The organism is Rhodococcus sp. BP-332 (assembly GCF_019836065.1).
In the GTDB taxonomy this organism is placed as follows: Bacteria; Actinomycetota; Actinomycetes; order Mycobacteriales; family Mycobacteriaceae; genus Rhodococcoides.
The window spans coordinates 1,106,862-1,128,209 of the sequence record NZ_JABUEC010000001.1 but is presented as its reverse complement, the minus strand read 5'-3'; the positions used below and the strand labels follow the sequence as shown (position 1 = coordinate 1,128,209).

At 68.2% G+C, this 21,348-nt stretch carries 25 protein-coding genes; 13 read left to right on the top strand and 12 right to left on the bottom strand.

Translation table 11 applies throughout. The annotated features are described in order from the left end of the window. Positions 1–20: 20 nt before the first annotated feature. The gene (locus HQ314_RS05310; RefSeq protein ID WP_056448699.1) at positions 21–968 is read left to right on the top strand and encodes an ABC transporter substrate-binding protein; all 948 of its coding nucleotides are present in this window, start codon (positions 21–23) and stop codon (positions 966–968) included. 155 nt (positions 969–1,123) lie between these two features. Here HQ314_RS05310 and HQ314_RS05305 read toward each other — a convergent pair whose 3' ends face one another. Genes HQ314_RS05305 through HQ314_RS05290 form a run of 4 tightly spaced genes read right to left on the bottom strand, consistent with a single transcriptional unit; the run spans position 1,124 to position 3,595 of the window. Next, positions 1,124–1,591: a preprotein translocase gene (locus tag HQ314_RS05305; RefSeq protein ID WP_261781350.1), complete on the bottom strand. Its 468-nt coding sequence runs from the start codon at positions 1,589–1,591 to the stop codon at positions 1,124–1,126. Then, positions 1,579–2,361 (bottom strand): twin-arginine translocase subunit TatC, encoded by a 783-nt coding sequence (tatC, locus tag HQ314_RS05300; RefSeq protein ID WP_222631376.1) that lies wholly within the window; start codon positions 2,359–2,361, stop codon positions 1,579–1,581. The genes HQ314_RS05305 and tatC overlap by 13 nt, the downstream gene beginning before the upstream one ends. Continuing rightward, complete coding sequence (locus HQ314_RS05295) at positions 2,358–2,591, bottom strand: twin-arginine translocase TatA/TatE family subunit (RefSeq protein ID WP_027505561.1); 234 nt, start codon at positions 2,589–2,591, stop codon at positions 2,358–2,360. Before HQ314_RS05295 ends, tatC begins: the two co-directional genes overlap by 4 nt. A 23-nt stretch (positions 2,592–2,614) precedes the next feature. Then, positions 2,615–3,595 carry an intradiol ring-cleavage dioxygenase gene (locus HQ314_RS05290; RefSeq protein WP_222649418.1) on the bottom strand — a complete coding sequence of 327 codons (981 nt, stop codon included), beginning with the start codon at positions 3,593–3,595 and terminating at the stop codon, positions 2,615–2,617. Positions 3,596–3,756: 161 nt separating this feature from the next. Between HQ314_RS05290 and HQ314_RS05285 the strand changes: the two genes are divergently transcribed. Next, positions 3,757–4,092, top strand: a complete 336-nt coding sequence (locus tag HQ314_RS05285; protein ID WP_222649417.1) for a nuclear transport factor 2 family protein — start codon at positions 3,757–3,759, stop codon at positions 4,090–4,092. A gap of 12 nt (positions 4,093–4,104) precedes the next feature. After that, entirely contained in the window at positions 4,105–4,917 is an 813-nt protein-coding gene (locus HQ314_RS21645) for a MerR family transcriptional regulator (RefSeq protein ID WP_222649416.1), read from the top strand. Between the two features lie 176 nt (positions 4,918–5,093). On the opposite strand, the gene HQ314_RS05275 is transcribed toward HQ314_RS21645, so the two are convergent. Next, complete coding sequence (locus HQ314_RS05275; protein WP_056448688.1) at positions 5,094–5,429, bottom strand: hypothetical protein; 336 nt, start codon at positions 5,427–5,429, stop codon at positions 5,094–5,096. 128 nt (positions 5,430–5,557) lie between these two features. Continuing rightward, positions 5,558–6,541: a bile acid:sodium symporter gene (locus tag HQ314_RS05270; RefSeq protein ID WP_222649415.1), complete on the bottom strand. Its 984-nt coding sequence runs from the start codon at positions 6,539–6,541 to the stop codon at positions 5,558–5,560. A 93-nt stretch (positions 6,542–6,634) separates the two neighbouring features. Between HQ314_RS05270 and HQ314_RS05265 the strand changes: the two genes are divergently transcribed. The 4 genes from HQ314_RS05265 (at position 6,635) to HQ314_RS05250 (ending at position 13,220) form a co-directional block, all read left to right on the top strand. Beyond that, positions 6,635–7,285, top strand: coding sequence for a dihydrofolate reductase family protein (locus HQ314_RS05265; protein ID WP_222649414.1), 651 nt, complete (start codon positions 6,635–6,637; stop codon positions 7,283–7,285). Between the two features lie 31 nt (positions 7,286–7,316). Further along, positions 7,317–10,823, top strand: a complete 3,507-nt coding sequence (locus HQ314_RS05260) for an AAA family ATPase (protein WP_222649413.1) — start codon at positions 7,317–7,319, stop codon at positions 10,821–10,823. Positions 10,824–10,901: 78 nt separating this feature from the next. Next, positions 10,902–11,918: a LacI family DNA-binding transcriptional regulator gene (locus tag HQ314_RS05255; RefSeq protein ID WP_027505574.1), complete on the top strand. Its 1,017-nt coding sequence runs from the start codon at positions 10,902–10,904 to the stop codon at positions 11,916–11,918. Between the two features lie 117 nt (positions 11,919–12,035). Continuing rightward, entirely contained in the window at positions 12,036–13,220 is a 1,185-nt protein-coding gene (locus tag HQ314_RS05250; protein WP_222649412.1) for a phytanoyl-CoA dioxygenase family protein, read from the top strand. A gap of 1 nt (position 13,221) precedes the next feature. Here the strand turns inward: HQ314_RS05250 and HQ314_RS05245 are convergent, their stop codons facing one another. After that, a complete protein-coding gene (locus HQ314_RS05245; protein ID WP_027505576.1) occupies positions 13,222–13,425 on the bottom strand; it encodes a zinc-ribbon domain-containing protein in 204 nt (67 codons plus the stop codon). Between the two features lie 69 nt (positions 13,426–13,494). On the opposite strand from HQ314_RS05245, the gene HQ314_RS05240 reads away from it, so the two are divergent. Together HQ314_RS05240 and HQ314_RS05235 are read left to right on the top strand one after the other, a co-directional pair. Next, positions 13,495–14,757, top strand: a complete 1,263-nt coding sequence (locus HQ314_RS05240; protein ID WP_222649411.1) for an MFS transporter — start codon at positions 13,495–13,497, stop codon at positions 14,755–14,757. Between the two features lie 14 nt (positions 14,758–14,771). Then, on the top strand, positions 14,772–15,134 hold the full coding sequence (locus HQ314_RS05235; RefSeq protein ID WP_027505578.1) for a metalloregulator ArsR/SmtB family transcription factor: 363 nt from the start codon (positions 14,772–14,774) through the stop codon (positions 15,132–15,134). 6 nt (positions 15,135–15,140) lie between these two features. Here the strand turns inward: HQ314_RS05235 and HQ314_RS05230 are convergent, their stop codons facing one another. From HQ314_RS05230 to HQ314_RS05210, 5 genes are read right to left on the bottom strand one after another with little or no spacing between them, the layout of a single operon-like run. Beyond that, complete coding sequence (locus tag HQ314_RS05230) at positions 15,141–15,746, bottom strand: response regulator transcription factor (RefSeq protein WP_027505579.1); 606 nt, start codon at positions 15,744–15,746, stop codon at positions 15,141–15,143. Then, positions 15,743–16,882: a sensor histidine kinase gene (locus tag HQ314_RS05225; RefSeq protein ID WP_222649410.1), complete on the bottom strand. Its 1,140-nt coding sequence runs from the start codon at positions 16,880–16,882 to the stop codon at positions 15,743–15,745. Before HQ314_RS05225 ends, HQ314_RS05230 begins: the two co-directional genes overlap by 4 nt. A 40-nt stretch (positions 16,883–16,922) precedes the next feature. Further along, the gene (locus HQ314_RS05220; RefSeq protein ID WP_027505580.1) at positions 16,923–17,708 is read right to left on the bottom strand and encodes an ABC transporter permease; all 786 of its coding nucleotides are present in this window, start codon (positions 17,706–17,708) and stop codon (positions 16,923–16,925) included. Further along, positions 17,705–18,625 (bottom strand): ABC transporter ATP-binding protein, encoded by a 921-nt coding sequence (locus HQ314_RS05215; protein WP_056448663.1) that lies wholly within the window; start codon positions 18,623–18,625, stop codon positions 17,705–17,707. Before HQ314_RS05215 ends, HQ314_RS05220 begins: the two co-directional genes overlap by 4 nt. Further along, positions 18,622–18,849 carry a hypothetical protein gene (locus tag HQ314_RS05210; RefSeq protein WP_056448660.1) on the bottom strand — a complete coding sequence of 76 codons (228 nt, stop codon included), beginning with the start codon at positions 18,847–18,849 and terminating at the stop codon, positions 18,622–18,624. Before HQ314_RS05210 ends, HQ314_RS05215 begins: the two co-directional genes overlap by 4 nt. 123 nt (positions 18,850–18,972) lie before the next feature. On the opposite strand from HQ314_RS05210, the gene HQ314_RS05205 reads away from it, so the two are divergent. From HQ314_RS05205 to HQ314_RS05190, 4 genes are all read left to right on the top strand, one after another. Beyond that, positions 18,973–19,128 (top strand): hypothetical protein, encoded by a 156-nt coding sequence (locus tag HQ314_RS05205; protein WP_197027779.1) that lies wholly within the window; start codon positions 18,973–18,975, stop codon positions 19,126–19,128. A gap of 105 nt (positions 19,129–19,233) precedes the next feature. Beyond that, positions 19,234–19,905 (top strand): TetR family transcriptional regulator, encoded by a 672-nt coding sequence (locus HQ314_RS05200; protein ID WP_222649409.1) that lies wholly within the window; start codon positions 19,234–19,236, stop codon positions 19,903–19,905. Then, the gene (locus tag HQ314_RS05195; protein WP_222649408.1) at positions 19,902–20,834 is read left to right on the top strand and encodes a TIGR01777 family oxidoreductase; all 933 of its coding nucleotides are present in this window, start codon (positions 19,902–19,904) and stop codon (positions 20,832–20,834) included. The genes HQ314_RS05200 and HQ314_RS05195 overlap by 4 nt, the downstream gene beginning before the upstream one ends. A gap of 80 nt (positions 20,835–20,914) precedes the next feature. Then, a complete protein-coding gene (locus HQ314_RS05190; RefSeq protein ID WP_222649407.1) occupies positions 20,915–21,319 on the top strand; it encodes a four-helix bundle copper-binding protein in 405 nt (134 codons plus the stop codon). The last annotated feature ends 29 nt before the right edge of the window (positions 21,320–21,348 follow it).

Below are 21,348 nucleotides of genomic sequence, written 5' to 3'. Positions count from 1 at the left end.
CCACCTCGCTACGGTGAGGCGTGCATTACCAATCCTTTACCAAAGTCTTCGCAGTTGCCGGTGCCGTCGCAGTGCTGACCGCCTGCAGTGCGGACGTCTCGGCCGACGACGCCACGGGCCGCACGGTCGACACCAGCCTGGGGGCCATCGTCGTCCCCGACGAGATCCGGTCGGTCGTGGTCATCGACGGGCGTCGGGATCTGGACATCGCCCTGTCCTTCGGCCTCCCGGTCGTCGGCATGCCCGTCGAGTCCGAGGCTCCGCCGGAGATCCCGGGGCCGTTGACGGCACCGACCCGAGACCTGCTGTCGCGGGGAGTCGCGGAGCTGTTCCCGCGCAACAGCATCGACATCGAAGCCGTGGCCGCAGCGGATCCCGACCTCATCATCGCGCGTGACGAGGTGGTCGAGGAGATCTACGACCAGTTGAGCGCCGTCGCGCCTGTGCTCCCCGTGGGATCGACCGATTCCGGGGTGTCCTGGCAGGACGACGTGACCAGGGTCGGTGCGGCACTGGGTCGCGAGGACACGGCCGCCACACTGCTCGACGAGTACTCGGACCGCGTCGACGCGCTCCGACAGCAACTCGCAGGACCTCTCGGTGACACGACGGTGCTGTCGATCGCCACCGGAGACGGCGGTGGCATCTCGATCAACAGGGAGCGAATCACCTCGCTGGTGCTGGAGGACGTCGGAGCTCGATTCGGACAGGCCTGGCAATCGGCTCGTCCCGAGGCCGACTTCGCAGCGGAGAACATCCCTGTCGCAGCGGATTCGGACGTTCTTCTCGCGGCCATCACGTCGAGTGACGATCTACGAGCACTGGAGTCGAATCGACTCTGGGCCGATCTGCCGGCTGTGCGGGACGGGCGGGTGGTGCGAACGGACAAGTTCACCAACGACGGTGGGCCGATCACAGCGCAGTGGTCACTCGACCTCGTCGAGCAGATGTACGGGTCGGCCGGCTGAGCGGTCTTCGGCGCGGACGTGCTCGGCGCAGGCGTCGTCGACCAGCTGCACGGGTCGCAGCGCACCACACCCCCTTAAGCCGGCTGAAGGGGGTGTGGGCGACGTGGAACCCGTGCGGCTTCCCTGGTGTCGAGCAACACTGCCGACTGGAAGCCCTACAGCGTCTCTCGCTGGGAAGGGCTCGCATCAGCGACAGGCGCGTCTGCCTCAGTCACGAGTCTCGCAGCGATTCGTCGGGGGTCGTCGGCGGGCAACGAGGCGATGAGGGTGCGGACGGGGTGCGAGGACGGTCCTGTCACCAGGTACTTCTGGCCCGGCCGTATCCGCTCCACCTGCTCGATCATGTCGTCGGTCACGACGGTGTTCGGGGTGGTGTCGTGGAGTGCGTCGCGCACGATGCGTCGTGGGTCGTACTGCCGTAGGTCGAGCGACTCCCACTCCGAACGGTGAAGCGGCACGCCCATTTCCCGCCCCGCCGTGGCGCGCGTCGTCTCGACGAACTGCTTCAGCGTTCGAATCGCGCGGGTGAGGTGGTGTGCGTAGCCGGGCAGCCGGCTCGGTCCGAGGACGAGGCCGGCGATGACGGCGACGAAGAACAGCTTCTCGAGAGTCAGTCCGAACATGGGGTTCTCCCGATCGTGGTGGGGTTCGAGGTGAGTGCCCGCCGGTCGTGCACGGTGGTGATGGCCACGGCGGCTCCGAAGAGCGCCGACATCGGCAGTGCGACGAGAAACATCGACAGCACGTCGGCCGCCGGCGTGACGAGCGCGCTGAAGAGGGCGATGACGACGACGATGATCCGCCAACTGCTGCGTAGACGGTGGGCGGACAGGACTCCGAGGCAGTTGAGCATCACCAGCAGTACGGGGAGGACGAACGCGACTCCGGTGGCGAGGACGATCTTCATGACGAAGTCCACGTAGTAGGAGGCGTCGAGGATGGTGCTGTCCTCCTCGGAGGAGAAGCTCGCGAGGACGGTGACCATGCGGGGGAAGATGAGGAAGCCGAAGGCGCACCCGGCGGCGAACAGTGGCACCGCCGCCGCGGTGAAGCCGAGGACGTACTTCTTCTCCCGAGCCGTGAGGCCGGGGGTGAGGTAGGCGAACAGTTCTCGCAGCCAGACCGGGCTAGACAGGATGATTCCCGAGAAGAGGCCGATCCTCATCTGCAGGTCGAAGGCCCCGGTGACGGTGTCGTAGTTGAGGCTGGCCTGACGGGACTGCGCGAGTTCCTCCACCGGTGTGCGCAGGACGTCGAGGATCTGGTCGGAGAGTACGAAGCCGAGAATCACTCCGACGACCAGCGACACCGCCGCGCGGGTCGCGCGGCGGCGTGCCTCGCTGACATGCCCGGCGAGGGGCATCGTGCCTCGCGCGGCGGTGGTCGTGGTCATGAGGCGTGTCGGTACGGCACCGGGACGCCGTCCGCGGCGGTCGTGGTCGAGTCGACGGCGTCGACGCGTCCCGTCGACGGCGTGGGGGTGTCGTCGCGGACCTCGTCCTTGAGGATGCGCATGGACTGCCCCACGCCTTTGGCGAGGGAGGGGAGCTTGGTCGAGCCGAAGACGAGAAGCAGGATGGCGAGGACGATGAGTGCGTGCCAGCCGGTCAGGTTGTGCAACATGATGATTCCTTCTGTGTGAGTGGTCAGTTGGACGGTGCGGCGGGAGGGGTCCCGCCGCCCATGGGAGGTTGTCCGCCGCCGCCGGGCCCGCCCCCTGCGGGTGCTGCGCCGGCGGCGGGTTCGGTGGTGGTGTCGACGGCGACGGCCAGTGATCCGACGTAGCCGGAGGTGGGGTCGCCGGTGAAGGTGCCCATCTCGAGGCTGTGTCCGTCGCCGAACACGTTGTCGTTGTCGAGACTGCCGATCTGCGCGAGGTTCTCGGTCGACCCGGCGTAGGTGTCCAGCTGGTAGACGGCGTCGAGCATGTCCTGGGGGAAGGCGACCTGGGAGGTGGCTATCGCGTTGTCGGCGGTGGTGGCGGAGGCGACGTCCGGGTAGACCTCGAAGTGGATGTGCGTCCAGCGGCCGGAGTAGCAGGCCGGGACGATGGTCGTGAAGGTCACGACGCCGGCGGCATCGGCGACCTGGACGCCGCGCAGATATGTTTCGTCCTCGATGCCGTCGGAGTACATCGAGTACTTGCCGGCTGCGTCGCAGTGCCACAGGTAGACGGCGGCGCCGGTGAAGGGGTTGTTGTCGTTCGCGAGGTCGGTGACGGTGAAGGTCATCGACAACGGGACTCCGGCGGCGACGGTGCCGCCGTCCAGGCTCGAGGTGACGTCGGCGCGGACGATTCCCGATTCCTCGAGGACGTTGACGCCGTTGCTTCCGTCGGCCGGGTAGGGGCCGTTGGTCTCATCGGGGATCTCGTTCGTGGCGACTGCGGCGGTGGTGACAGCGGTGGCGGTCGTGGTGCTCGCGGTGTCGGACGACCCCGAGCACGCGGCCAGGGCCAGTGCTCCGGCTCCGGCGCCGACGACGCTGAGGACTCTGCGGCGTGTGACGAGAGTGGCGATGTCGAAACCAACTCCCTGATCGACGACGTCATCGTCGGGCCGGGGGAGTGGGCGCCCGGCGTAGGTGGGCCCGTCGGGTGTGGGGGTGGGTTCCGGAACGGTGCTCATTGCGGTGGCTCCTCGGTTGTCGCGGTGTGCGTTTCGGTGTGGAGTCGATACTTCGTGAGGTTCCGGGGAGCGGCCTGCAAGCCAGCTGTGAGGCACCCGGGAGTGTGTGTGGTCCGGCCACCACTTGACCTTCACCTCGGGGCAGGGCTGATTCTCGACGCATGACCACCACAGATGCTCCCGACGTCGTTCTCCGCTGCCTCGACGCCGCCGACCGCGACGACAGCGACTCACTCACGACATGCTTTGCTCCGGACGGAACTGTGACGGACGAAGGCCACACCTATCGGGGCCGCGACGAGATCCGCGCGTGGCGTGAGACCGTGGCCGGCCGCTACACCTACACCACGACTGTGACGGGGTCCGAGCTCGTCGATGCGAGGAATCATCGAGTCTCGGTTCGTATCGCCGGGAACTTCCCCGGTGGGGTGGCCGACCTCGTCTACCGATTCGAGCTCGCCGGCGGCGTGATCGCACGGTTGACCATCGGTGGATGAGAGACTGGGTCCGTGGCGGCGCGGGTGACCATCGGCGAGTTCTCGACGATGACGAGACTGACGCGAAAAGCGTTGCGGCTCTATCACGATGCTGGCCTCCTGGAACCGGTCGACGTCGATCCGTCGAGCGGGTACCGCTATTACGACGTCTCCCAGGTCGCGAGTGCACAAGAGATCAAGCGACTGCGCGACCTCGACATGCCGCTTCCTGATGTGCGGTCCTACGTCGCCGCCGAGAACGACAGTGTTCGGCGCAGTGTGCTCACGCAGCACCTCGATCGCCTGGAGTCGGAATTGCGGCGGACGCACGACGCGGTGTCGTCTCTCCGTGCACTGGTGAACGAGTCGACGACGTCGCCGTCGATCGAGATGCGGACCGACCCCCCGATCGTCGCCGTGGCCGTCAGCGGCACCGTGACGCTGTCCGGCGTCGCGGGCTGGTGGAATACCGCGCACGACAGCCTGATCGAGCGCCTGCGTAGTGCTGGAATCGAGGCTGTCGGGCCGCTCGGGGCCGACTTCGACAAGGAACTGTTCGCGGACGAGACGGGCTCCGCATCATTGTGGTACCCCGTCGACGCGACGCGCGCGGCTCGGTGCGCTCTCGACGTGGTGACGGTTGCCGGAGGCCACTTCGCCGTGGCGCTGCACGACGGTCCGGACGCCCGGATCGACGAGACGTACTCTGCGCTCGGCACCCATGCCGCAGAACACGGCATCGGACGAGAAGGACCCGTGCGTGAGCGCTATCCGCGAGGCGTCGTCTTCGAGGGTGAACTGGTGACGGAGATCGGCTGGCCGGTCCGGGACCCCACCGCGCTGTGACCGCGTCCGTCAGGGTCCGGTTGCGCGCGTTGCGTGATGACGATTGTGAGTGGTGGTGATGACCACGCTACGGAACGTAGAGGGCGAGGACGTGTGGCCGACATTCACGGCGGACACCTGGAAATCGGTCCAGATGCGCAGCGCCGCAGCGACGACGAAGACGAGTGCTGCCGCGATCACGAGGTCGCCCGACCCTCGACGGCCGAATTGTGGCGGCGTGTGATGACGACGTGGGGAAGAAAGTAGCCGATCGTCAGCACGGCCGCGCTCAGCGCGATGGGTCCCGCGAAGGAGTGTGGCCACAACGCCGGTCCAAGGTAGAAGCTGCCGAGCATCAGCGCGAAGACGCCGAGCCCGCGAAGCAGGCGAATTCTCGCCGTGATCCGAGTCGCGGTGTTCTCATGTGTGAGCGACAGAACGACTGGCGGATTCTCCCGAGCCGTGACCTTGGCACCCACTGCAGCCAGAGCGCTGCCGATGACGACGAGCGCGACGGCCGGGATCACGGTCATCTGTTTCTCCTCACCTAGCGGATCTCCTCAGCGTACCGATCGGTTCGTACGGCGGCTCCTCATGGCCCGTCTGTGGGCGGACGCCGCGCGGCGTCCACCGACAGGTGCTCGTACCGTCACACACGGCATCAGGTTCGCGCGGCGGGTACGAGCCTCGGAACCAGTCGCACGTAGACCACCATGCCGAGCAGCTCGACCAGTGTCTGTGTCACCACCACGACGGCAGCGAGGTCGAGTGCCGGCGGAAGGGCGAGGGCAAGGGGGAGAACGACGAGAGAGTTACGAGTCGCACCCGAGAAGACGAGTGCCCGTGTCGACGGCACGTCCTGACCGAACACCCGACCCACGCCGATGCCGGCCGGCGCCATGACCACGAGAAACGCGACGAAGACGAGGGCCGCGACGATGAGTCGGTCGAACTCGCCTCGGACCGAATCGATCTGCGACGCGACGACCACCGCGAGCGTCGCCATCATGAGGGGCACCATCGCGGCGGCCATCACGTCTATCAGCTGCAGGCCGACCCGATGCCGTCGGGCGAGTGCTTGCGTCAGTGCGGCCACCGTCAGAGGGACGACGATGAGCAGGACGAAGGCCTCCACGAACGGTGCCACGTCGATGACGGCCACCGTCTCGGATCCGGCGAACACCCACAGCCAGAGGGGAAGCAAGGCGACCTGCAGCAGCATCAGCAAGGGAGCGGCAGCGAGAAGCCGCGTCGACGCGGCACCCGCGAGCCCACTGAACACGATGACATAGTCGATACACGGAGCCAGCAGGACGAGCACGATGCCCACGAGTACCGCCCTCTCGTCCGCGACGACCCGCGTGAGGGCGAGGACGACAACAGGGACCACCACGAAGTTGAGGACCGCGACGGCTGCGAGGAAGCGGACATCGCGGAGGGATCGACCGATCTCCGCGAACGGGACTGCCAGGAACGTCGCGTAGAGCAGGGCGACGAGTACCGGATCGATGGCGTGTTCGAAGGTCGGGGCGGTCTGCGGGAAGGTCAGCCCGGCAACGGCTCCGACGGCCAGTGCCGCGAGATACAGGCCGATCTGGTGTCTGTCCCACCACTGTGCGGCGGGGCTGTTCGCCCAGTCGGTCATGCGACGACACTAGGTGACGCGCTGGTCGTGCGATGAGTCCTCCCGGCTGTGCGAGTCTGATCACCGACCACCTTCCTCGAGTCGGGAGCAGACATGACGCAGTTGTCGAGAGTGCAGAACTTCACCGTGTCCCGCGACGGGGTGGCCGCCGGCGTCGAGCAGAGCCTCGAGAACCCGTTCGGCCTGGACCATCGTGAGCTCATGTCGTGGTATCTCGGCACCGCGAGCATGCCGGGACGCCCCGGATCCGGCGGTACGCGCGGCCTCGACGACTACTTCGCTCGGGACTTCGCCAACAACATCGGTGCCGAGATCATGGGACGCAACAAGTTCGGCCCACAACGCGGACCGTGGACCGATCACGAATGGCAGGGATGGTGGGGTGACGAGCCGCCGTTCCACACGCCGGTCTTCGTGATGACGCACCATGTGCGGCCGTCCCTCACCCTGTCCGACACCACGTTCCATTTCGTCGATGCCGGCCCGTCCGATGTCCTGACGCAGGCGAAGGCTGCGGCGAACGGTCGAGACGTCCGGATCGGTGGCGGTGTCACCACGGTCCGGGAGTTCCTCGACGCCGACCTCGTCGACACGCTGCACGTCGCGGTCGCACCCGTCGATCTCGGACCGGGCCTGGCGCTGTGGGAGTCCGCGGACGATCTGAACGATCGCTTCGAGCACGAGGTCGTTCCCAGCGCGAGCGGTGTCGTGCACCATCTGTTCTGGAGGCGCCATCAGACGTAAGGTTCCCGCCGACCCGGGATAACTTACAACTGTGTCGCTTCCTTCTCGTGCCGTGATCCGGCTCATCGGATCGCCGCGGGTGGAGAGCGACGCGGGCGTCGTCGACGTCCGGGCCTTCGGCGGACCTCGGTGTGCGACGGTGTTCTCGTATCTGGCGATGAATCACGGACGCGGTGTGGTGTACGGCGAGCTCGCCTCGGTGATCTGGTCGACCGATCGACCCACCACCTGGTCGTCGGCCGTTCGGAGCGTCCTGTCCAAGGTCCGCGAGCTGCTGGCGACGAGTGCAGCGCTGGCGGGCACCACCGTGTCCAGTCGATCAGGAGCGGTGACACTGACGCTCGGCCCCGCGGTGATCGTGGATCTGGACCTGGCGCGTCGGCACCTGGATCCCGATCACCACTCGGCGGATGCGCGTGCCGATCGCGCCGGTGAGTTGCTCGGCCTGCTCGACGCTCCACCTCTGGACGGCCTGCACGGAACCTGGGCCGACGAGGTTCGCACCGTGTTCGGCCGCATCCGTCTTCGTGCACTGGAGGTGGACGCCGCCGCCTCGCTCGAACTCGGTCGCCACGAGCACGCGCTGGCCCGAGCGCAGGAGCTGCTCGACTCGGACCCTTTCTGCGAGGCCGCCTACCGGGTCGCCATGCGTGCGCACGACGCCCTGGGAAACCGCGCTCGCGCCCTCGGTGTCGCCGAGCGGTGCCGCACCGTGCTGGCCACCGAACTGGGCGTGGAGATGTCCGCGGAGACCCAGCGAGTGTTCGTCGAGTTGCTCCGAGATCCCGACGCGATCGAGGTGACGACACCGTCGTCGTCGCAGATGGTCGTCGTCCCGGCTCGACGAGCGGAGGTGGACCGCGTCGGGGCCACTCCTCCGAGCGATTCGCCCTTGCTCGTGGGACGTACCAGGGAACTCGACGTCATCGCGTCGGCCGTCGAGGCGGCCGCGGGTGGGGCCGGTCAGCTCGTCGTCGTCTCCGGCGACGCCGGCGTCGGCAAGTCGACGGTGGTGACCGCGGCGCTGAACCGTGCCGACTCCGCCGGCGCCGACGTGCTCTACGGGCGGTGCAGCATGGACACGGTCGTCCCGTTCGAACCGTTCATCGACGCACTCGGGCGCGAGAACGACCGGAACGACGATGCTCCCGCCGCCTCCGCCGTCCGCGAGATGCTGACGACCGGGTGGGTCGACACGGATCGGTGGTCGGCCGAGGGACCCGACGCGGATCATCGCGCGATGCTCTCGTCGGCGATGGAACGGTGGTTGACCGGTCCCACCCGTCGTCGGGTGACGGTGTTCGCGATCGACGATCTGCAGTGGGCGTCGCAGGCCACGCTCTCCGTGCTGCGATTCCTCGTACACGCGGCGGGGCGCCATCGCCTCTGTGTGGTCGTGACGATGCGCGGAGCGCAGCTCGACGGTCCTGCGGCGGACCTGCGGTCGGCCCTGCCGCCGTCCTCGGTGCACACGGTGTCGATCCCGGCCCTCACAGTCGAGGACGTGCAGGACTGGACGCGCCTGTGCGGCAGCACCTTGGACCCTATCTGGTTGCACGGCTGGACATCCGGATCACCGATCTTCCTCGAGGCCGTGTTCGACGCGCATCGGCGCGAGCCGGACGGACCGTCACCGGCGTCCCTGGCGGACGCCGTGCTGTGGGTCCTTCACCGCCTGACTCCGTCCGCGCGGGAGATCGTGACGCTGTGTGCCGTCGCGGGAGTCAGCGCCACGCGCGTCGTCGTGCGCACCGCGCTCGCCACCCTCGACGACCGTTCCTTCGCTCGGGCGCTCGACGAACTGGCCGCCGCCGGTCTGGTGATCGAGGAACGAGCGCAGGACGTCCTGCACCTACGCCACGCGCTGATCGTCGACGTCGTCGACGCCACGCTGTCCGGGGCCGATCGCGCAGCGGCGCATTCTGCCGTCGCGGCCGCACTCATCGGCTCGGGGGCCACGTCCACCGTCGACGAGCTCGCCAGGACCGCAGGTCACCTCGAACGAGCGCTCGACGCCGACCGGTCGGCGGCAGCGGAGTATCTCCGTCGTGCGGGCGAGAGGTCCTACGCCGTCGCGGCGTACGAGGACGCCGCCGAGTTCTTTCAGAGGGCGTCTGAGCGCAGCGTTCCCGGGGGCGACACCCGCGCACGATGCGAACTGTTCATCCGGCAGGGGCGTTCGCAGCGGCGTGCACTGGACCGCGGCTACGGCGCGACCCTGCTGGACGCCGCCGAGATGGCGCGCCGACTGGGTGATCTCGATCTGCTGCTGGACGCGCTCACCGCGGACGTCATCGACGGCATCGCCCTGTTCCAGCTCTACGAACCCGACCCGAGGCGGACGGAGCACCTGCGGACAGGGCTCGATGCTCTCGAGAGGGCGGGTCGCGGTGCTTCCGGCGCTGCCTCCGAGCTCCTGACCCAGATGGTGGAGGAACTGGCATGGACCTCGACCGGATGGTCGGGTCGTGCTGCAGACCTCGCGCGCGCGGCCGACATGGCGCGCGGTGCAGGAGACGACGACGCCCTCGCCCACGCTCTGCGCGCCGTTCTCACCGGCCTGCGGCTGCCTCGCTTCCGGCAGCAGCGGGCCGAGGCGCTCGCCGAGCTGGTGCGACTGGTGGACCTCGGACCGGGGCACCTCGATCCGTCGCTCGCCGTCACCATGGCGCGGGCGCACATCGAGTCCGGCGAGCCGCGCGAGGCCGCCGCGGCTCTCGACGCCGTGTCGGCCACGCGGCTCGCACTGGACGAGGAGGCCCTCTGGACGGTGCAGTGCATGCGGGTCGGACTTCTCGTCGCGACGGGTGAGTTGCGCCGTGCCGCAGAGGTTCTCGAGGACGACGTTCGCCGCCCGCCGCCGGCGCCGATGGGGCGGCACACGTGGGGCCGGGAGATGAATGCCGTCTTCCTGCTCGGGATGTTCCGAGACGGGCTCGGCGAGTTCGCGGCGATGAAGCGGGACATGGAGCCACTCTTCGAGGCTCTCCCCGCCTATCGAGCAGCCTTCGCGTTGTCCGCCGTGGACAGCGGCGACACGGACGGCGCCCGATCCCTGGTGCAGTGGTTCGAGAACGGCAGACTGGCGGCGCTCTCCGTCGACACCTTGTGGCTCATCACCGTCGTCCTGGCGGCGCGCGCGGCCGCGGCGACGGCATCCACCGCGGTGTGCGAGGACGCGCTCGCACTGCTGGCTCCCTACGCCGATCACACCGTCCTGCTGACTCCCGGTGTCCTCGGAGTCGTTCACCACCATCTCGCCGACCTCTGCGCGGCACTCGGACGGTGGGACGACGCGCACGCTCACGTCCGGCGTGCCCGCGCCGCGCACGCCGCTCGCGGCTATCGGATGTGGGAGGCCGAGAGTGTGCTGCTCGCCGCGCGCATCGCGGTGTCCCGCGGCGAGCCCGTCGACGCGGTCGACGTTCGTGCGGCCCGGTCGACGGCGCGAGAGTGCGAGGCGGCGGCGTTGCTCGACCGTTTCGAGGAGATTCCGCTCGGCCCGGGCACTCCCGACCGACGGCCCCGACAGCCCTGAGGACCACGTCGGACTTGATAGCGTGTCGCTGATCGGGCAGTCGCGCGGCGCAGTGCCGTCGTCACCTCAGGAGCAGCAGTGGCGCATCGTTACCGGGTCAGAGAGATCGCGCAACAAGCGGAGTTGAGCGAAGCCACGGTCGACCGTGTGCTCAACGATCGCCCCGGTGTCCGCCCGTCGACACGGGAGATGGTGGCGCGGGCGATCGCCGATCTCGACGGCCAACGAGAACAACTGCGGTTCAGTGGACGCAAGTACATGCTCGACGTCGTCATGTCTGCGCCCGACCGTTTCTCGAAGACCTTCAAGCGTGCGGTCGAGGCCGAACTGCCGAGTCTCGAACCCGCCACGGTGCGCGCACGGTTTCATCTGCAGGAGAGCGCCACCGCCGAGGCGGTGGTCGCGCGGCTGAACAGGCTGTCGGGCAGCGGATCTCAGGGCGTCATTCTGAAGGCGCCTGCCGTACCGGACGTCGCCGCCGCGGTCGATCGCCTCGTGGCCGCCGGGATTCCCGTGGTGACCTACGTGACCGACATTCCGGGGAGCCGACGGTCCGGGTACGTGGGAATGGACAATCGTGCAGCGGGGGAGACGGCCGCCTATCTGATCACCACGATGATGGCCGATCACCCGGGTGACGTCCTGATCACGCTGAGCAGCAACGCGTTCCACGGCGAGGAGGAGCGGGAGATGGGCTTTCGCACCGCGCTGCGACGACTACCCGGACCTGTGCGGACGGTCGTCGAGATCGCGGAGAATGACGGGCTCGACGATCGCGTGGAGTCGCTGGTTCTCGACGCCCTCGATCGTCACCCCACCATCTCCGCCGTCTACTCGTGTGGCGGCGGGAACTCGGCCATCGTGCGGGCCTTCCGGACGCTGGATCGACCCTGCCGGGTGTTCGTCGCGCACGACCTCGATGCGGACAACCGGGACCTGCTGTATCGCCGACAGATCAGCGCGGTGCTCGAGCACGACATGCGCGCGGACGCCCAGCGTGCGTGTCGGATGGTGCTGCACGCGCGTGATGCCTCGACCGCGGTCCGCGGATCCTCGTCGCCCATCCGCATCGTCACCCCGTTCAACATGCCCTGATCGCGCGAGCGGGTCCCGCCTCGAGGGGAAACTGAGGGTTCGAAGCCTTGTCTCGAGGTGTCCGCGCCCGGCAGGCTCGACCATGACGACAACGGCCATCGGGACCGAGGAGCAGGTATGACCAGCAACATCAGCAGCCACTCGCACCGCGCGGATCGCCTCCGCGCGGCCGACTGCGACATCGAGGAGTTCCGGGCACTGGTGTCCGAGAGCACCCAGCTCGCCGACCACCCCCACGCGTCCGACGTGGTGCAGAACGTGCTCGTGTACGACGGACCGGAGCTCGCGCGGCGAGCGACCGACGACCAGGTGCGTGGCGACATCCAGGACGAACTGGCGAATGCACTCCTGAACGGCCCCGGCATCGTGGTGTTCCGCGGTGCCTTCACGGCCGACCACGCGGTCGCGGAGACCACCCGCACGTACCGGGACGTCATTCGTGGCCAGCGCGAGAGCGGTGTGAGCAACGGTGACCACTTCGCGAAGCCGGGAGCGAACGATCGCATCTGGTCGGCCCTGCAGAAGTTGGCGGTCGCCGAGCCCGAGCAGTTCGCTCGGTACTACGCCAACGATCTCCTGGCGCTGGTGGCGGAGGCGTGGCTCGGGCCGATGTATCAGGTCACGTCCGCCATCAACGTCGTCAATCCCGGTGGCGCCGCCCAGAATCCGCATCGTGACTACCACCTCGGGTTCATGTCGACCGACACGGCCGCGGCGTTCCGGGCGCACATCCACCGCCTGTCACCGGCGCTGACACTGCAGGGAGCGGTGGCGCACTGCGACATGCCGATCGAGAGCGGCCCGACGATGTATCTGCCGCACTCACAGAAGTTCGAGGCCGGCTACATCGCCTTCAACCTCCCCGAGTTCCGGGAGTACTTCGCCGACAACCACGTTCAGCTTCCGCTTCGGGAGGGCGACGCCGTGTTCTTCAATCCGGCGCTGTTCCACGCGGCAGGGCACAACACGTCGACCGACATCTTCAGGATGGCGAACCTGCTGCAGATCTCCTCGCCGTTCGGCCGCGCGCTCGACAGCGTCGACCGGCAGGCGATCGTGTCCGCCCTGTATCCGACGCTGGTGGACTGGGCGGCGCAGGGTCGTGAGCGGGACGTCGCCAACGTGATCGCGGCGTCGGCCGAGGGCTACGCGTTCCCGTCGAACCTCGACCTCGACCAGCCGATCAGCGGTCTGGCGGGGGAGACCCACGCCGAACTGGTGCGGCGCGCGCTGGCGAGCGGGCTCGACGCCGCAGAGTTCGACGCCGCCGCGGCGGATCTGTTCGCCCGCCACCGGGCGTGACTCACACCTCGGTCGCGGTCCCGCAGATTCCGCACACCTCGAGCACACGCCGCTTCCAGCGTGCGACGGGGATGAAGAAGACGCTGAGCTGCGTGTACTGCCGCATCCGCTCCCACTGGGTGGTGTTGTGGCAGCGGGGGCACGTCCGGGTACTGCCGGCGCCGAGCGAGGACCGTTTCGTGCCGTATCCGAAGAGGAAGAACATCGGACCAGCCTAGAGGCCAGCGAAAACCCATGTGTGCGCACGTGCGCACACATGGGTATGGTCGTCGGCATGGCCGTTCTGCAGGTTCGATCCGAGTCCGTTCTCGCGGTCCCGGCGTTTCGCAGGCTTTTCACAGCGCAGGTGGTGGCCTTGGTCGGCACCGGTCTGCTCACCGTGGCGCTGGGACTTCTGGCCTACGACATCGCCGGTAGTTCCGCCGGCGCTGTCCTCGGCACGGCGCTGGCCGTCAAGATGGTCGCCTACGTCGGGGTGGCTCCGGTCATGTCCGTGCTCACCGGCCGTCTGCCACGCACGACCGTGCTGGTGTCCGCAGACGTCGTACGGCTCCTGATCGCGGTACTGCTGCCGTTCGTGACGCAGGTGTGGCAGGTGTACGTCCTCGTGTTCGTCCTGCAGGCGGCCTCGGCCACCTTCACGCCGACCTTCCAGGCCGTCGTTCCCGCGGTGATCTCCCGCGACGATCAGTACACCCGCGCGCTCTCGCTGTCCCGGCTCGCCTACGACCTCGAGTCGCTGGTGAGTCCGATGCTCGCCGCGGCGCTGCTCACCGTCGTGTCGTATCACTCGCTGTTCGTCGGCACAGCAGTAGGTTTCGCGCTGTCGGCCGTCCTCGTGGTGAACACCCGAATTCCGGACAGAGAGCCCCGGTCCGCTCCGGACGGGTCTCGGTCGTTCGGTGACCGACTCGTGGCCGGAGTGCGCCGCTTCGGCACTCGTCCGGCGCTCCGGGGGCTGCTCGCACTGAACCTCGTCGTCGCGGCCGGAACGGCGTTGGTGATCGTCAACAGCGTCGTCTACGTGCGCGACATCGTGGGTGGGCCGGCCAGCGCCCTGGCCGTGGCCCTCGGGGTCTTCGGCGGCGGGTCGATGGTGGTGGCGTTCGCGGTTCCCCGCATTCTCACAGTCGTCGACGACCGTCGGCTGATGCTCGCCGGTGGTGTGGTCGTCTCTCTCGGGACGACGGGTGCTGTCGCGCTCGCCGCCCTCCGTCCGAGCGGTGCCGCGGGCTGGGCGTCACTCGCCGTCGTCTGGGCCGTGGTGGGCGCCGGAACGTCGATGATCTCCACCCCGTCTGCGCGCGTGATCACCCGAGACTCCGACGACGGTGACCGGGACGAGCTCTTCACGGCGCAGTTCTCGCTGTCTCATGCGTGCTTCCTGCTCACGTATCCGGTCGCGGGCTGGGTGGGCGCCGAGGTGAGTCAGGTCGTCGCCGCGTCGATCATCGCCGTCCTCGCTACACTTGCCGCGCTGGGTGCCGGTCGGCTCTGGACTCCGGCATCGACGGTGGGCGCGCCACCGACCGAGTAGACGGAAGCGGCGATATGACGGCATCGGACGAGAAGCGGGCTCACGCGAGTCTCGACCACGCCGACCGCCCGGACCGCGCGCGTCTCGAGGCCGCCGGCGACACGTTCCGCATGCTGTCCGATCCCACTCGGCTGCACCTGCTCTGGACGCTGAGCCACGGACCCGCCGACGTCACGGCACTCACGGAGGAGACCGGCGCGTCCCGCACAGCGGTGAGTCAGCATCTGGCGAAGCTGCGCTTCGTCGGCATGGTCGAGACCGAACGCAGCGGCCGCAACGTCATCTACCGACTCGCCGACGGCCACCTGGCCCGGCTGGTACGAGAGGGTCTCAACTTCGCCGATCACACCGTGACCGGCGAGCCTCCACATCACTGATCGGGTCTAGATCCACCCGTGGCGCCGGGCGATCGCGCATGCCTCGTGGCGATTGGCGGCGCCGAGTTTGGCCGCGGCAGCCGAGAGATAGTTGCGTGCCGTCCCCGGTGAGAGATGTGCGCGCTGGGCGATCTCGGCGATCGTGGCTCCGTCCGCGGCGAATTCGAGCACGTCCGACTCGCGCGGTGTCAGCGGCGAATCGCCCGCGCCGATGGCCTCGGCCGCCAGACTCGGATCGACGTAGCGTCCGCCGCTCACCACCGTGCGCACCACCTCGGCGAGGGTCGCCGCGGACGTGGTCTTCGGGAGGAATCCGCCGACGCCGGCAGAGAGCGCCTTCTTGAGGTATCCGGGCCGACCGTGGCTGGTGACGATGATCGACCGGCAGTCGGGAAGCAGCGCGGCGATGCGTTGGGCCGTCTCGATACCGTCGATCCCGCCGAGCTGCAGGTCGAGCACCGCGACGTCGGGGGTGGTCCGCGCGGCCTCGGTCACCGCCGCCTCGCCCGAGTCCGCATGTCCCACGACCTCGATGTCGTCCTCCAGATCGAGCATCGTGCCCAGGGCCACCCGGATGAGGTTCTCGTCGTCTGCCAGCAGTACCCGGATCATGATGTGCCCTTCGTGGGGGATGTCGTCGTCGGTGCGAATTCGACAGCGAGGGTGAAGGTGTCGGCTCCGGCCTCGACGGTGAGGGAACCTCCGACCGCAGCCAGACGCTCACGGAGACCGGCGAGACCGGTGCCGTCGCCCGCACGTTCCGGCGACGTCGGCCGGTCGTTGACGATGCGGAGCCGGTCGTCACCGAACTCGATACGGCAGTAGGTGGCACGCGAGTGGCGCAGGATGTTCGTGACGCCTTCCCGCACCACCCACGCGGCCTGTTCGGCTACTGCGCCGGGGATGTCGGCGACCGTCCCCGTCAGCTCGGTCCGGATACCGGCGGCGGACAACAGGGACTGGGCGCCGCGGAGTTCCGCCGCGACGTCGACGGAACGGTAGCCGCGCACCAGCTCCCGAGCGTCGGTCATCGACTCCCGGGCGAGCACACGTACCTCGTCCATCTGCGCGGCAGCTCGGTCGTCTCCTCGCCGAGCCAGCGCGGCGGCGAGCTCGCTCTTGACCGCGATGGCGGACAGCGCGCGACCGACGACGTCGTGCAGGTCCCGGGAGAAGCGCAGTCGTTCCTCGGCGACCGACAGGGCGGCGGCGGCGTCGCGGGTGGTGGCCAGCTCGGTGACAATGCGCAGCAACCACATCGACAGGCGCACCGTGGTGGCCATGGCGACGATGCAGAAGGCCAGGAGTGTGATCTCGAGGGCGGTCGAGCCCGATGCGGCGGCGACCACCGGGGCGACCACCGCGGCGCCGAGAGACCAGCGCAGGTCCACCAGTGCCGCGATCGGTGTCGTCACCAGGATGGCCACCCACAGGAGGTTCGGTGCAGCGCCCACCACGACGAGCACGGCGGCCGCTGCGATCTGTACGCACAACGGTGCCCGGACGTCCGCACTCGAAGCGCCACCGAGTGCGGGAATACGGTGCAGGACAACGAGTACAGACACCACGCACACCAGCGCGGCGGCGGTGGAGATCGCGTCACCCGCCTGCGCCGAGGCCGCCATCGAGGCCACCGCGACCGCGACGACGATCAACTGGAAGGACTGCCGGGTGTAGGTGCGGACCTTCTCGACGTCGCTGCTGCCCCGCCAGCCGAGTGTCGGGTCGAGATGATCGCGCAGTCTCATGGTCTCCAGCCTTGCAGATCGGACGGTCGGTGGCGGGACGTCAGGAGCGCGGTTCCCAGCGGAAGTGGGTCCGGGCGATCAGGACGCTGCCCGCGATCCAGGCGAGCATGACGAGAGCCGGCTGACCAGCCTCCGCGAACGTCGACGCGAAGCCCACCGAGTCGGCGCCACCGGCGGCATCACCCACCGAGGTGGTGCCGAACCACCCGAGGTTCAGGAGATCGCTGACCGCGGCCATCGGTGTCAGAGCCACCACGTCGGCGAGGGACTCGGGTACCACGTCGCGCAGGAGTGACGATCCGAGCATCGCCAGCAGGATGACGGGCAGGCTGGTGATCTGTGCTGCTTCCGCGTTGCGGGTGAAGGCGGACGTGATGAGGGCCAGTGCGGCGAAGAGCGCCGCACCACCGACCAGTGCCGCCGCGATGAGCAGGACGTTGACGGGAGTGCCGCCGCCGAGGACCACCACGACCACGCCGACGATCACTCCGAGGAGGAGGGTCAGGAGGAACGACGGCACCGCGGGTCCGAGAAGGATCTGTGCGTCCGTGCTCTCCCCGGTGCGGAGACGTTTGAGCACCAACTCGTCTCGACGCGTCGCGTAGACCGACAGGAGGTTGTAGTAGACCAGGAACACCAGCAGGAACAGGGCGAAGATCTCCAGCGCGGCCGACACGCCGGCGTCGGTGAGCCCACCGTCTCGACCCGCGACGACCAGAAGGACGATCGGCAGGACGAGGGGCATGACCAGAGCGTTGAAGAGAAGGACGCGGTTGCGTCCGAGGAGCGTGAATTCCGCTCGGGACAGTGCGGTCATCGTACTCATGCCGTGATCACCTCGGGGTCGTCGAATGTGTCTGCGATGGAGAGGAACACGGTTTCGAGGGACGCGGCTCGCGCGTCGAGACCGTGCAGGGTGACGCCGCTGTCGCGGGCCCACACGAGCAGCTCGGTCAGCGTCTCCTGTACCGAGTTCGTCGTGATCGACACCGTGTCGCCCTTCCGGTCGACGTCGGCTCCCGGGAGTTGCGGCAGTGCGGTCCGCGGGTCCTTCAGCTCGATGCGCGCCGGGTGACCGGCGACCACGTCGTCGACCGTTCCGCTGCGAACGACGCTGCCGCGGTGCATGATCGCCAACCGATCGCACAGCGATTCCGCCTCGTCGAGATAGTGCGTGGTGAGCATGATGGTCACCCCGGAGTTCTTGAGCTCCTGAATGAGCTGCCACGTGTTGCGGCGACTCTCGGGATCGAGTCCGGTGGTCGGTTCGTCCAGGAACAGGACTCGCGGTCGGCTGATGATCGCGCAGGCGAGATCGAGACGACGCTGCTCGCCGCCCGACAGGAACTTCACTCGGGTGTCCGCACGGGCTTCGAGATCGACGCGCGCCAGGACGTCGTCGACAGGCAGTGGATCGCTGCACGTGCCGGCCCACATCCGCAGGCTCTCGGCCGCGGTCAGGTCCTGCGGTAGTCCACCCTTCTGCAGCATGATGCCCAGGGCGGGCCGGACCTTTCTCCGATCCGCCACGGGGTCGAGTCCCAGGATGCGGACCGTGCCCTCGCTGGGACGCGACAGACCCTGGATGACTTCCAGAGTCGACGTCTTGCCGGCGCCGTTGGTGCCGAGCAGTCCGAACAGTTCGCCCTCCGCGATGTCGAGGTCGAGGTTGCGGACCGCGTCGTACGCTGTCTTGCCGGAGCCGTAGCGGCGGGTCATTCCCGACACCTCGATGACGGTCATGACGCTCGCCCCCAGTGCCGACGCCCGACGGCGACGCGGACGGCGAGGAACGCGGCGACGACGGCAGCCGCTGCCACGGTCGGCACCGAGACTCCGACGATCGCGATCAGCACCGCGATGAGGGCCACCGAGATGACGGCCACCACCAGTTCGCGGGCCGGGGTCGGCGCGGGTCCGATCTCCATGAGGTCGGTGAAGAGGTTTCCTTCGTCTGGTTGCTTCATGAGAACAATTCTTCGGATCGTGCGGTAGGACCGGCAGTGCCAGGATGCATCGGTCGAGATGACACCGTCACGGTCGAGCGATGACAAACGTCATGAACCGGACGGCCGAGTAGCGTGTCGACCATGAACGGATGGTTCGTCGTCGCGCTGCTCGGGGTGCTCGGTCTGGCGGCGATCGTTCTCGGCGGCGCCGACGATTCACCGGGACTCCAGTTTCTCGGTCTGATCCTCGTCGTCAGCGCGGTCGTGACGGCGGTTCGCCGTCGCCGTATCTCCTGATCGCACCCTCCCCTCGATTCTCGTCGCGAGTTCATGGTGGCACTTGTTGAACGTGTTCAACTTCGCTACGGTCGTTGTTGAACACGTTCAAGACGGGAGTCCGACATGGTGCGAGACACGGCGACGCGGGAGCGGTTGGTGGAGGTGGCGCTTCGACTCTTTCGAGAGGACGGGTTCCAGGCGACCACGATGCGGCGCATCGCGACCGAGGCGGGCGTCTCGCTGGGCAATGCCTACTACTACTTCGCCGGCAAGGACGAGTTGGTCCACGAGCTGTATCTCGTCGTCCAACGCGAGCATCGGACCCGCGCGATACCCCTGCTCCGTGACGGCGCCTCGCTGGCGGACAACCTCTCGGCGGTGCTGCACGCCGGTCTCGACGTGATGCACCCTTACCGAAGCTTCGGCGGCTCGTTCTTCCAGTCGGCGCTTCCCCTGCAGTCGACCTCCAGTCCCTTCTCGCCCGAATCGTCCGCCGCGCGAGACATGGCCGTGGACCTCATGCGACTGACTCTGCAGAAGTCCAAGCAGCGCGGACCGGCATCGCTGGAGAGTCGACTCCCCACGTTGCTGTGGGTCGCGTACCTGGGTGTGACCCTGCACTGGGTCACGGACGGATCCGACGACCAACGCCGCACCCGCGCGCTCGTCGACGGTCTCGTTCCCGTCGTCACGAAGACGATCAGCCTGTCCCGACTGCCGGTCGCGCGAGGACTGCTCGGCGACATCGTCGGGCTGGTGGACACCATGACATCCGAGAAGGGAAGCGGGCGATGACGAGAGACGTACGGACCGTCGTGATCTGTGGAGCGACGGGATACATCGGGCAGTACCTCGCGAGGGCGTATCGGGACCGGGGAATCGACGTGAGATCCGTGGGCCGCGGCGCCGTCAACGACGCGTCGTGGTCGGACCGTGACCGGTTGACCCGTGTCCTCGACGGAGCCGACATGGTGATCAATCTGGCGGGCCGTTCGGTGAGCTGCCGCTACACCAAGAGTACCGCCGACGTCATCTTCTCCTCGCGGGTGGAGACGACGGCCGCACTGGGCCAGGCCCTTTCGCGTGTGGACCGCGCTCCGGACGTGTGGTTCAACGCCAGCACCGGAACCATCTACCGCGATGCTCGTGACCGGCCGATGACGGAGCGGGACGGGGACGTGGGGACGGGTTTCTCCGTCGAGGTGGCCCGCGCGTGGGAGCGCGAACTGTTCGACGCGCCCACCGGCCTCCGCAAGATCGCTCTGCGCATGGCGATCGTCCTGGGTGCCGGTGGCGGCGCCGTCAACCCCCTCATCGATCTGGCGCGGCTCGGACTCGGCGGCCGGATGGGTGACGGCACACAGATGTTCAGCTGGATCCACGTCGCGGACGTGCTCCGGTCCATCGACCATCTGTACGCGCGCGAGGACATCGCGGGACCGGTGAACCTCGCGACACCGTTCGCCGTGGACAACGCCACCATGATGCGCGAGGTCCGACGTCACCTGGGACGGTCACGAGGTGTCGCGACCCCCGCATGGTTGTTGCACGCCGGCGCCGCTGTCATCCGCACCGAACCGGAACTGGTCCTGAAGAGTCGGTGGGTGGATCCCGAGGTGTTGCGGCGCAGTGATTTCGAGTTCGAGTATCCGCGCCTGGGTCCGGCGTTGGAGCAGATCGCTCGCCACACGTCCCGCGGTCTGCTGCCGGTCGCCCTGGGCTGACGCGACGTCGTACGCGTCGTTTCCGCCGACGGTCCGCGGGTAGCCGACACCGACGCGATCCGTGCGACGAAGGAGCAGCGATGACGACCGTGACGGACCTATTGGCCACCCATCCCCTCGATGGTGATCGTGCACTGGTGGCGGCCTGTGTGGAGGCGTGTCTCGACTGTTCGACGGCGTGCACCGTCTGTGCCGACGCCTGCCTCGCCGAGGATTCCGTCGCGCGACTCAGGTCGTGCATTCGACTCGATCAGGACTGCGCCGACCTGTGTGCCGCGACCGCCCGGATCATCACGCGGAGCGGTGCCCGGTCCGAGACGGCACGCGCCGTGCTGATCGCCTGTGCGTCCGGGTGCGACGACTGTGCCGACGAGTGCGCCCGGCATGCGGGGATGCACGAGCACTGCGCCGCGTGTGCGGACGCATGTCGGCGATGTGCGCGGGCGTGCCGCGACCTGCTGGCCGCGCCGGGCACACCGATGTGACGAGCTGGCGAGGAACAAGCACATCGGTT

Excerpts from the sequence above, each read along its gene's own strand:
- HQ314_RS05200 (WP_222649409.1), top strand. The coding sequence starts at position 19,234 with ATGGTGCGAGACACGGCGACGCGGGAGCGGTTGGTGGAGGTGGCGCTT.
- HQ314_RS05220 (WP_027505580.1), bottom strand. The coding sequence starts at position 17,708 with ATGAGTACGATGACCGCACTGTCCCGAGCGGAATTCACGCTCCTCGGA.
- HQ314_RS05230 (WP_027505579.1), bottom strand. The coding sequence starts at position 15,746 with ATGATCCGGGTACTGCTGGCAGACGACGAGAACCTCATCCGGGTGGCC.
- HQ314_RS05235 (WP_027505578.1), top strand. The coding sequence starts at position 14,772 with ATGACGGCATCGGACGAGAAGCGGGCTCACGCGAGTCTCGACCACGCC.
- HQ314_RS05195 (WP_222649408.1), top strand. The coding sequence starts at position 19,902 with ATGACGAGAGACGTACGGACCGTCGTGATCTGTGGAGCGACGGGATAC.
- HQ314_RS05275 (WP_056448688.1), bottom strand. The coding sequence starts at position 5,429 with ATGACCGTGATCCCGGCCGTCGCGCTCGTCGTCATCGGCAGCGCTCTG.
- HQ314_RS05240 (WP_222649411.1), top strand. The coding sequence starts at position 13,495 with ATGGCCGTTCTGCAGGTTCGATCCGAGTCCGTTCTCGCGGTCCCGGCG.
- HQ314_RS05190 (WP_222649407.1), top strand. The coding sequence starts at position 20,915 with ATGACGACCGTGACGGACCTATTGGCCACCCATCCCCTCGATGGTGAT.
- HQ314_RS05205 (WP_197027779.1), top strand. The coding sequence starts at position 18,973 with ATGAACGGATGGTTCGTCGTCGCGCTGCTCGGGGTGCTCGGTCTGGCG.
- HQ314_RS05245 (WP_027505576.1), bottom strand. The coding sequence starts at position 13,425 with ATGTTCTTCCTCTTCGGATACGGCACGAAACGGTCCTCGCTCGGCGCC.
- HQ314_RS05290 (WP_222649418.1), bottom strand. The coding sequence starts at position 3,595 with ATGAGCACCGTTCCGGAACCCACCCCCACACCCGACGGGCCCACCTAC.
- HQ314_RS05210 (WP_056448660.1), bottom strand. The coding sequence starts at position 18,849 with ATGAAGCAACCAGACGAAGGAAACCTCTTCACCGACCTCATGGAGATC.
- HQ314_RS05270 (WP_222649415.1), bottom strand. The coding sequence starts at position 6,541 with ATGACCGACTGGGCGAACAGCCCCGCCGCACAGTGGTGGGACAGACAC.
- HQ314_RS05305 (WP_261781350.1), bottom strand. The coding sequence starts at position 1,591 with ATGTTCGGACTGACTCTCGAGAAGCTGTTCTTCGTCGCCGTCATCGCC.
- HQ314_RS05215 (WP_056448663.1), bottom strand. The coding sequence starts at position 18,625 with ATGACCGTCATCGAGGTGTCGGGAATGACCCGCCGCTACGGCTCCGGC.
- HQ314_RS05265 (WP_222649414.1), top strand. The coding sequence starts at position 6,635 with ATGACGCAGTTGTCGAGAGTGCAGAACTTCACCGTGTCCCGCGACGGG.
- tatC (WP_222631376.1), bottom strand. The coding sequence starts at position 2,361 with ATGACCACGACCACCGCCGCGCGAGGCACGATGCCCCTCGCCGGGCAT.
- HQ314_RS05285 (WP_222649417.1), top strand. The coding sequence starts at position 3,757 with ATGACCACCACAGATGCTCCCGACGTCGTTCTCCGCTGCCTCGACGCC.
- HQ314_RS05295 (WP_027505561.1), bottom strand. The coding sequence starts at position 2,591 with ATGTTGCACAACCTGACCGGCTGGCACGCACTCATCGTCCTCGCCATC.
- HQ314_RS05250 (WP_222649412.1), top strand. The coding sequence starts at position 12,036 with ATGACCAGCAACATCAGCAGCCACTCGCACCGCGCGGATCGCCTCCGC.
- HQ314_RS05225 (WP_222649410.1), bottom strand. The coding sequence starts at position 16,882 with ATGAGACTGCGCGATCATCTCGACCCGACACTCGGCTGGCGGGGCAGC.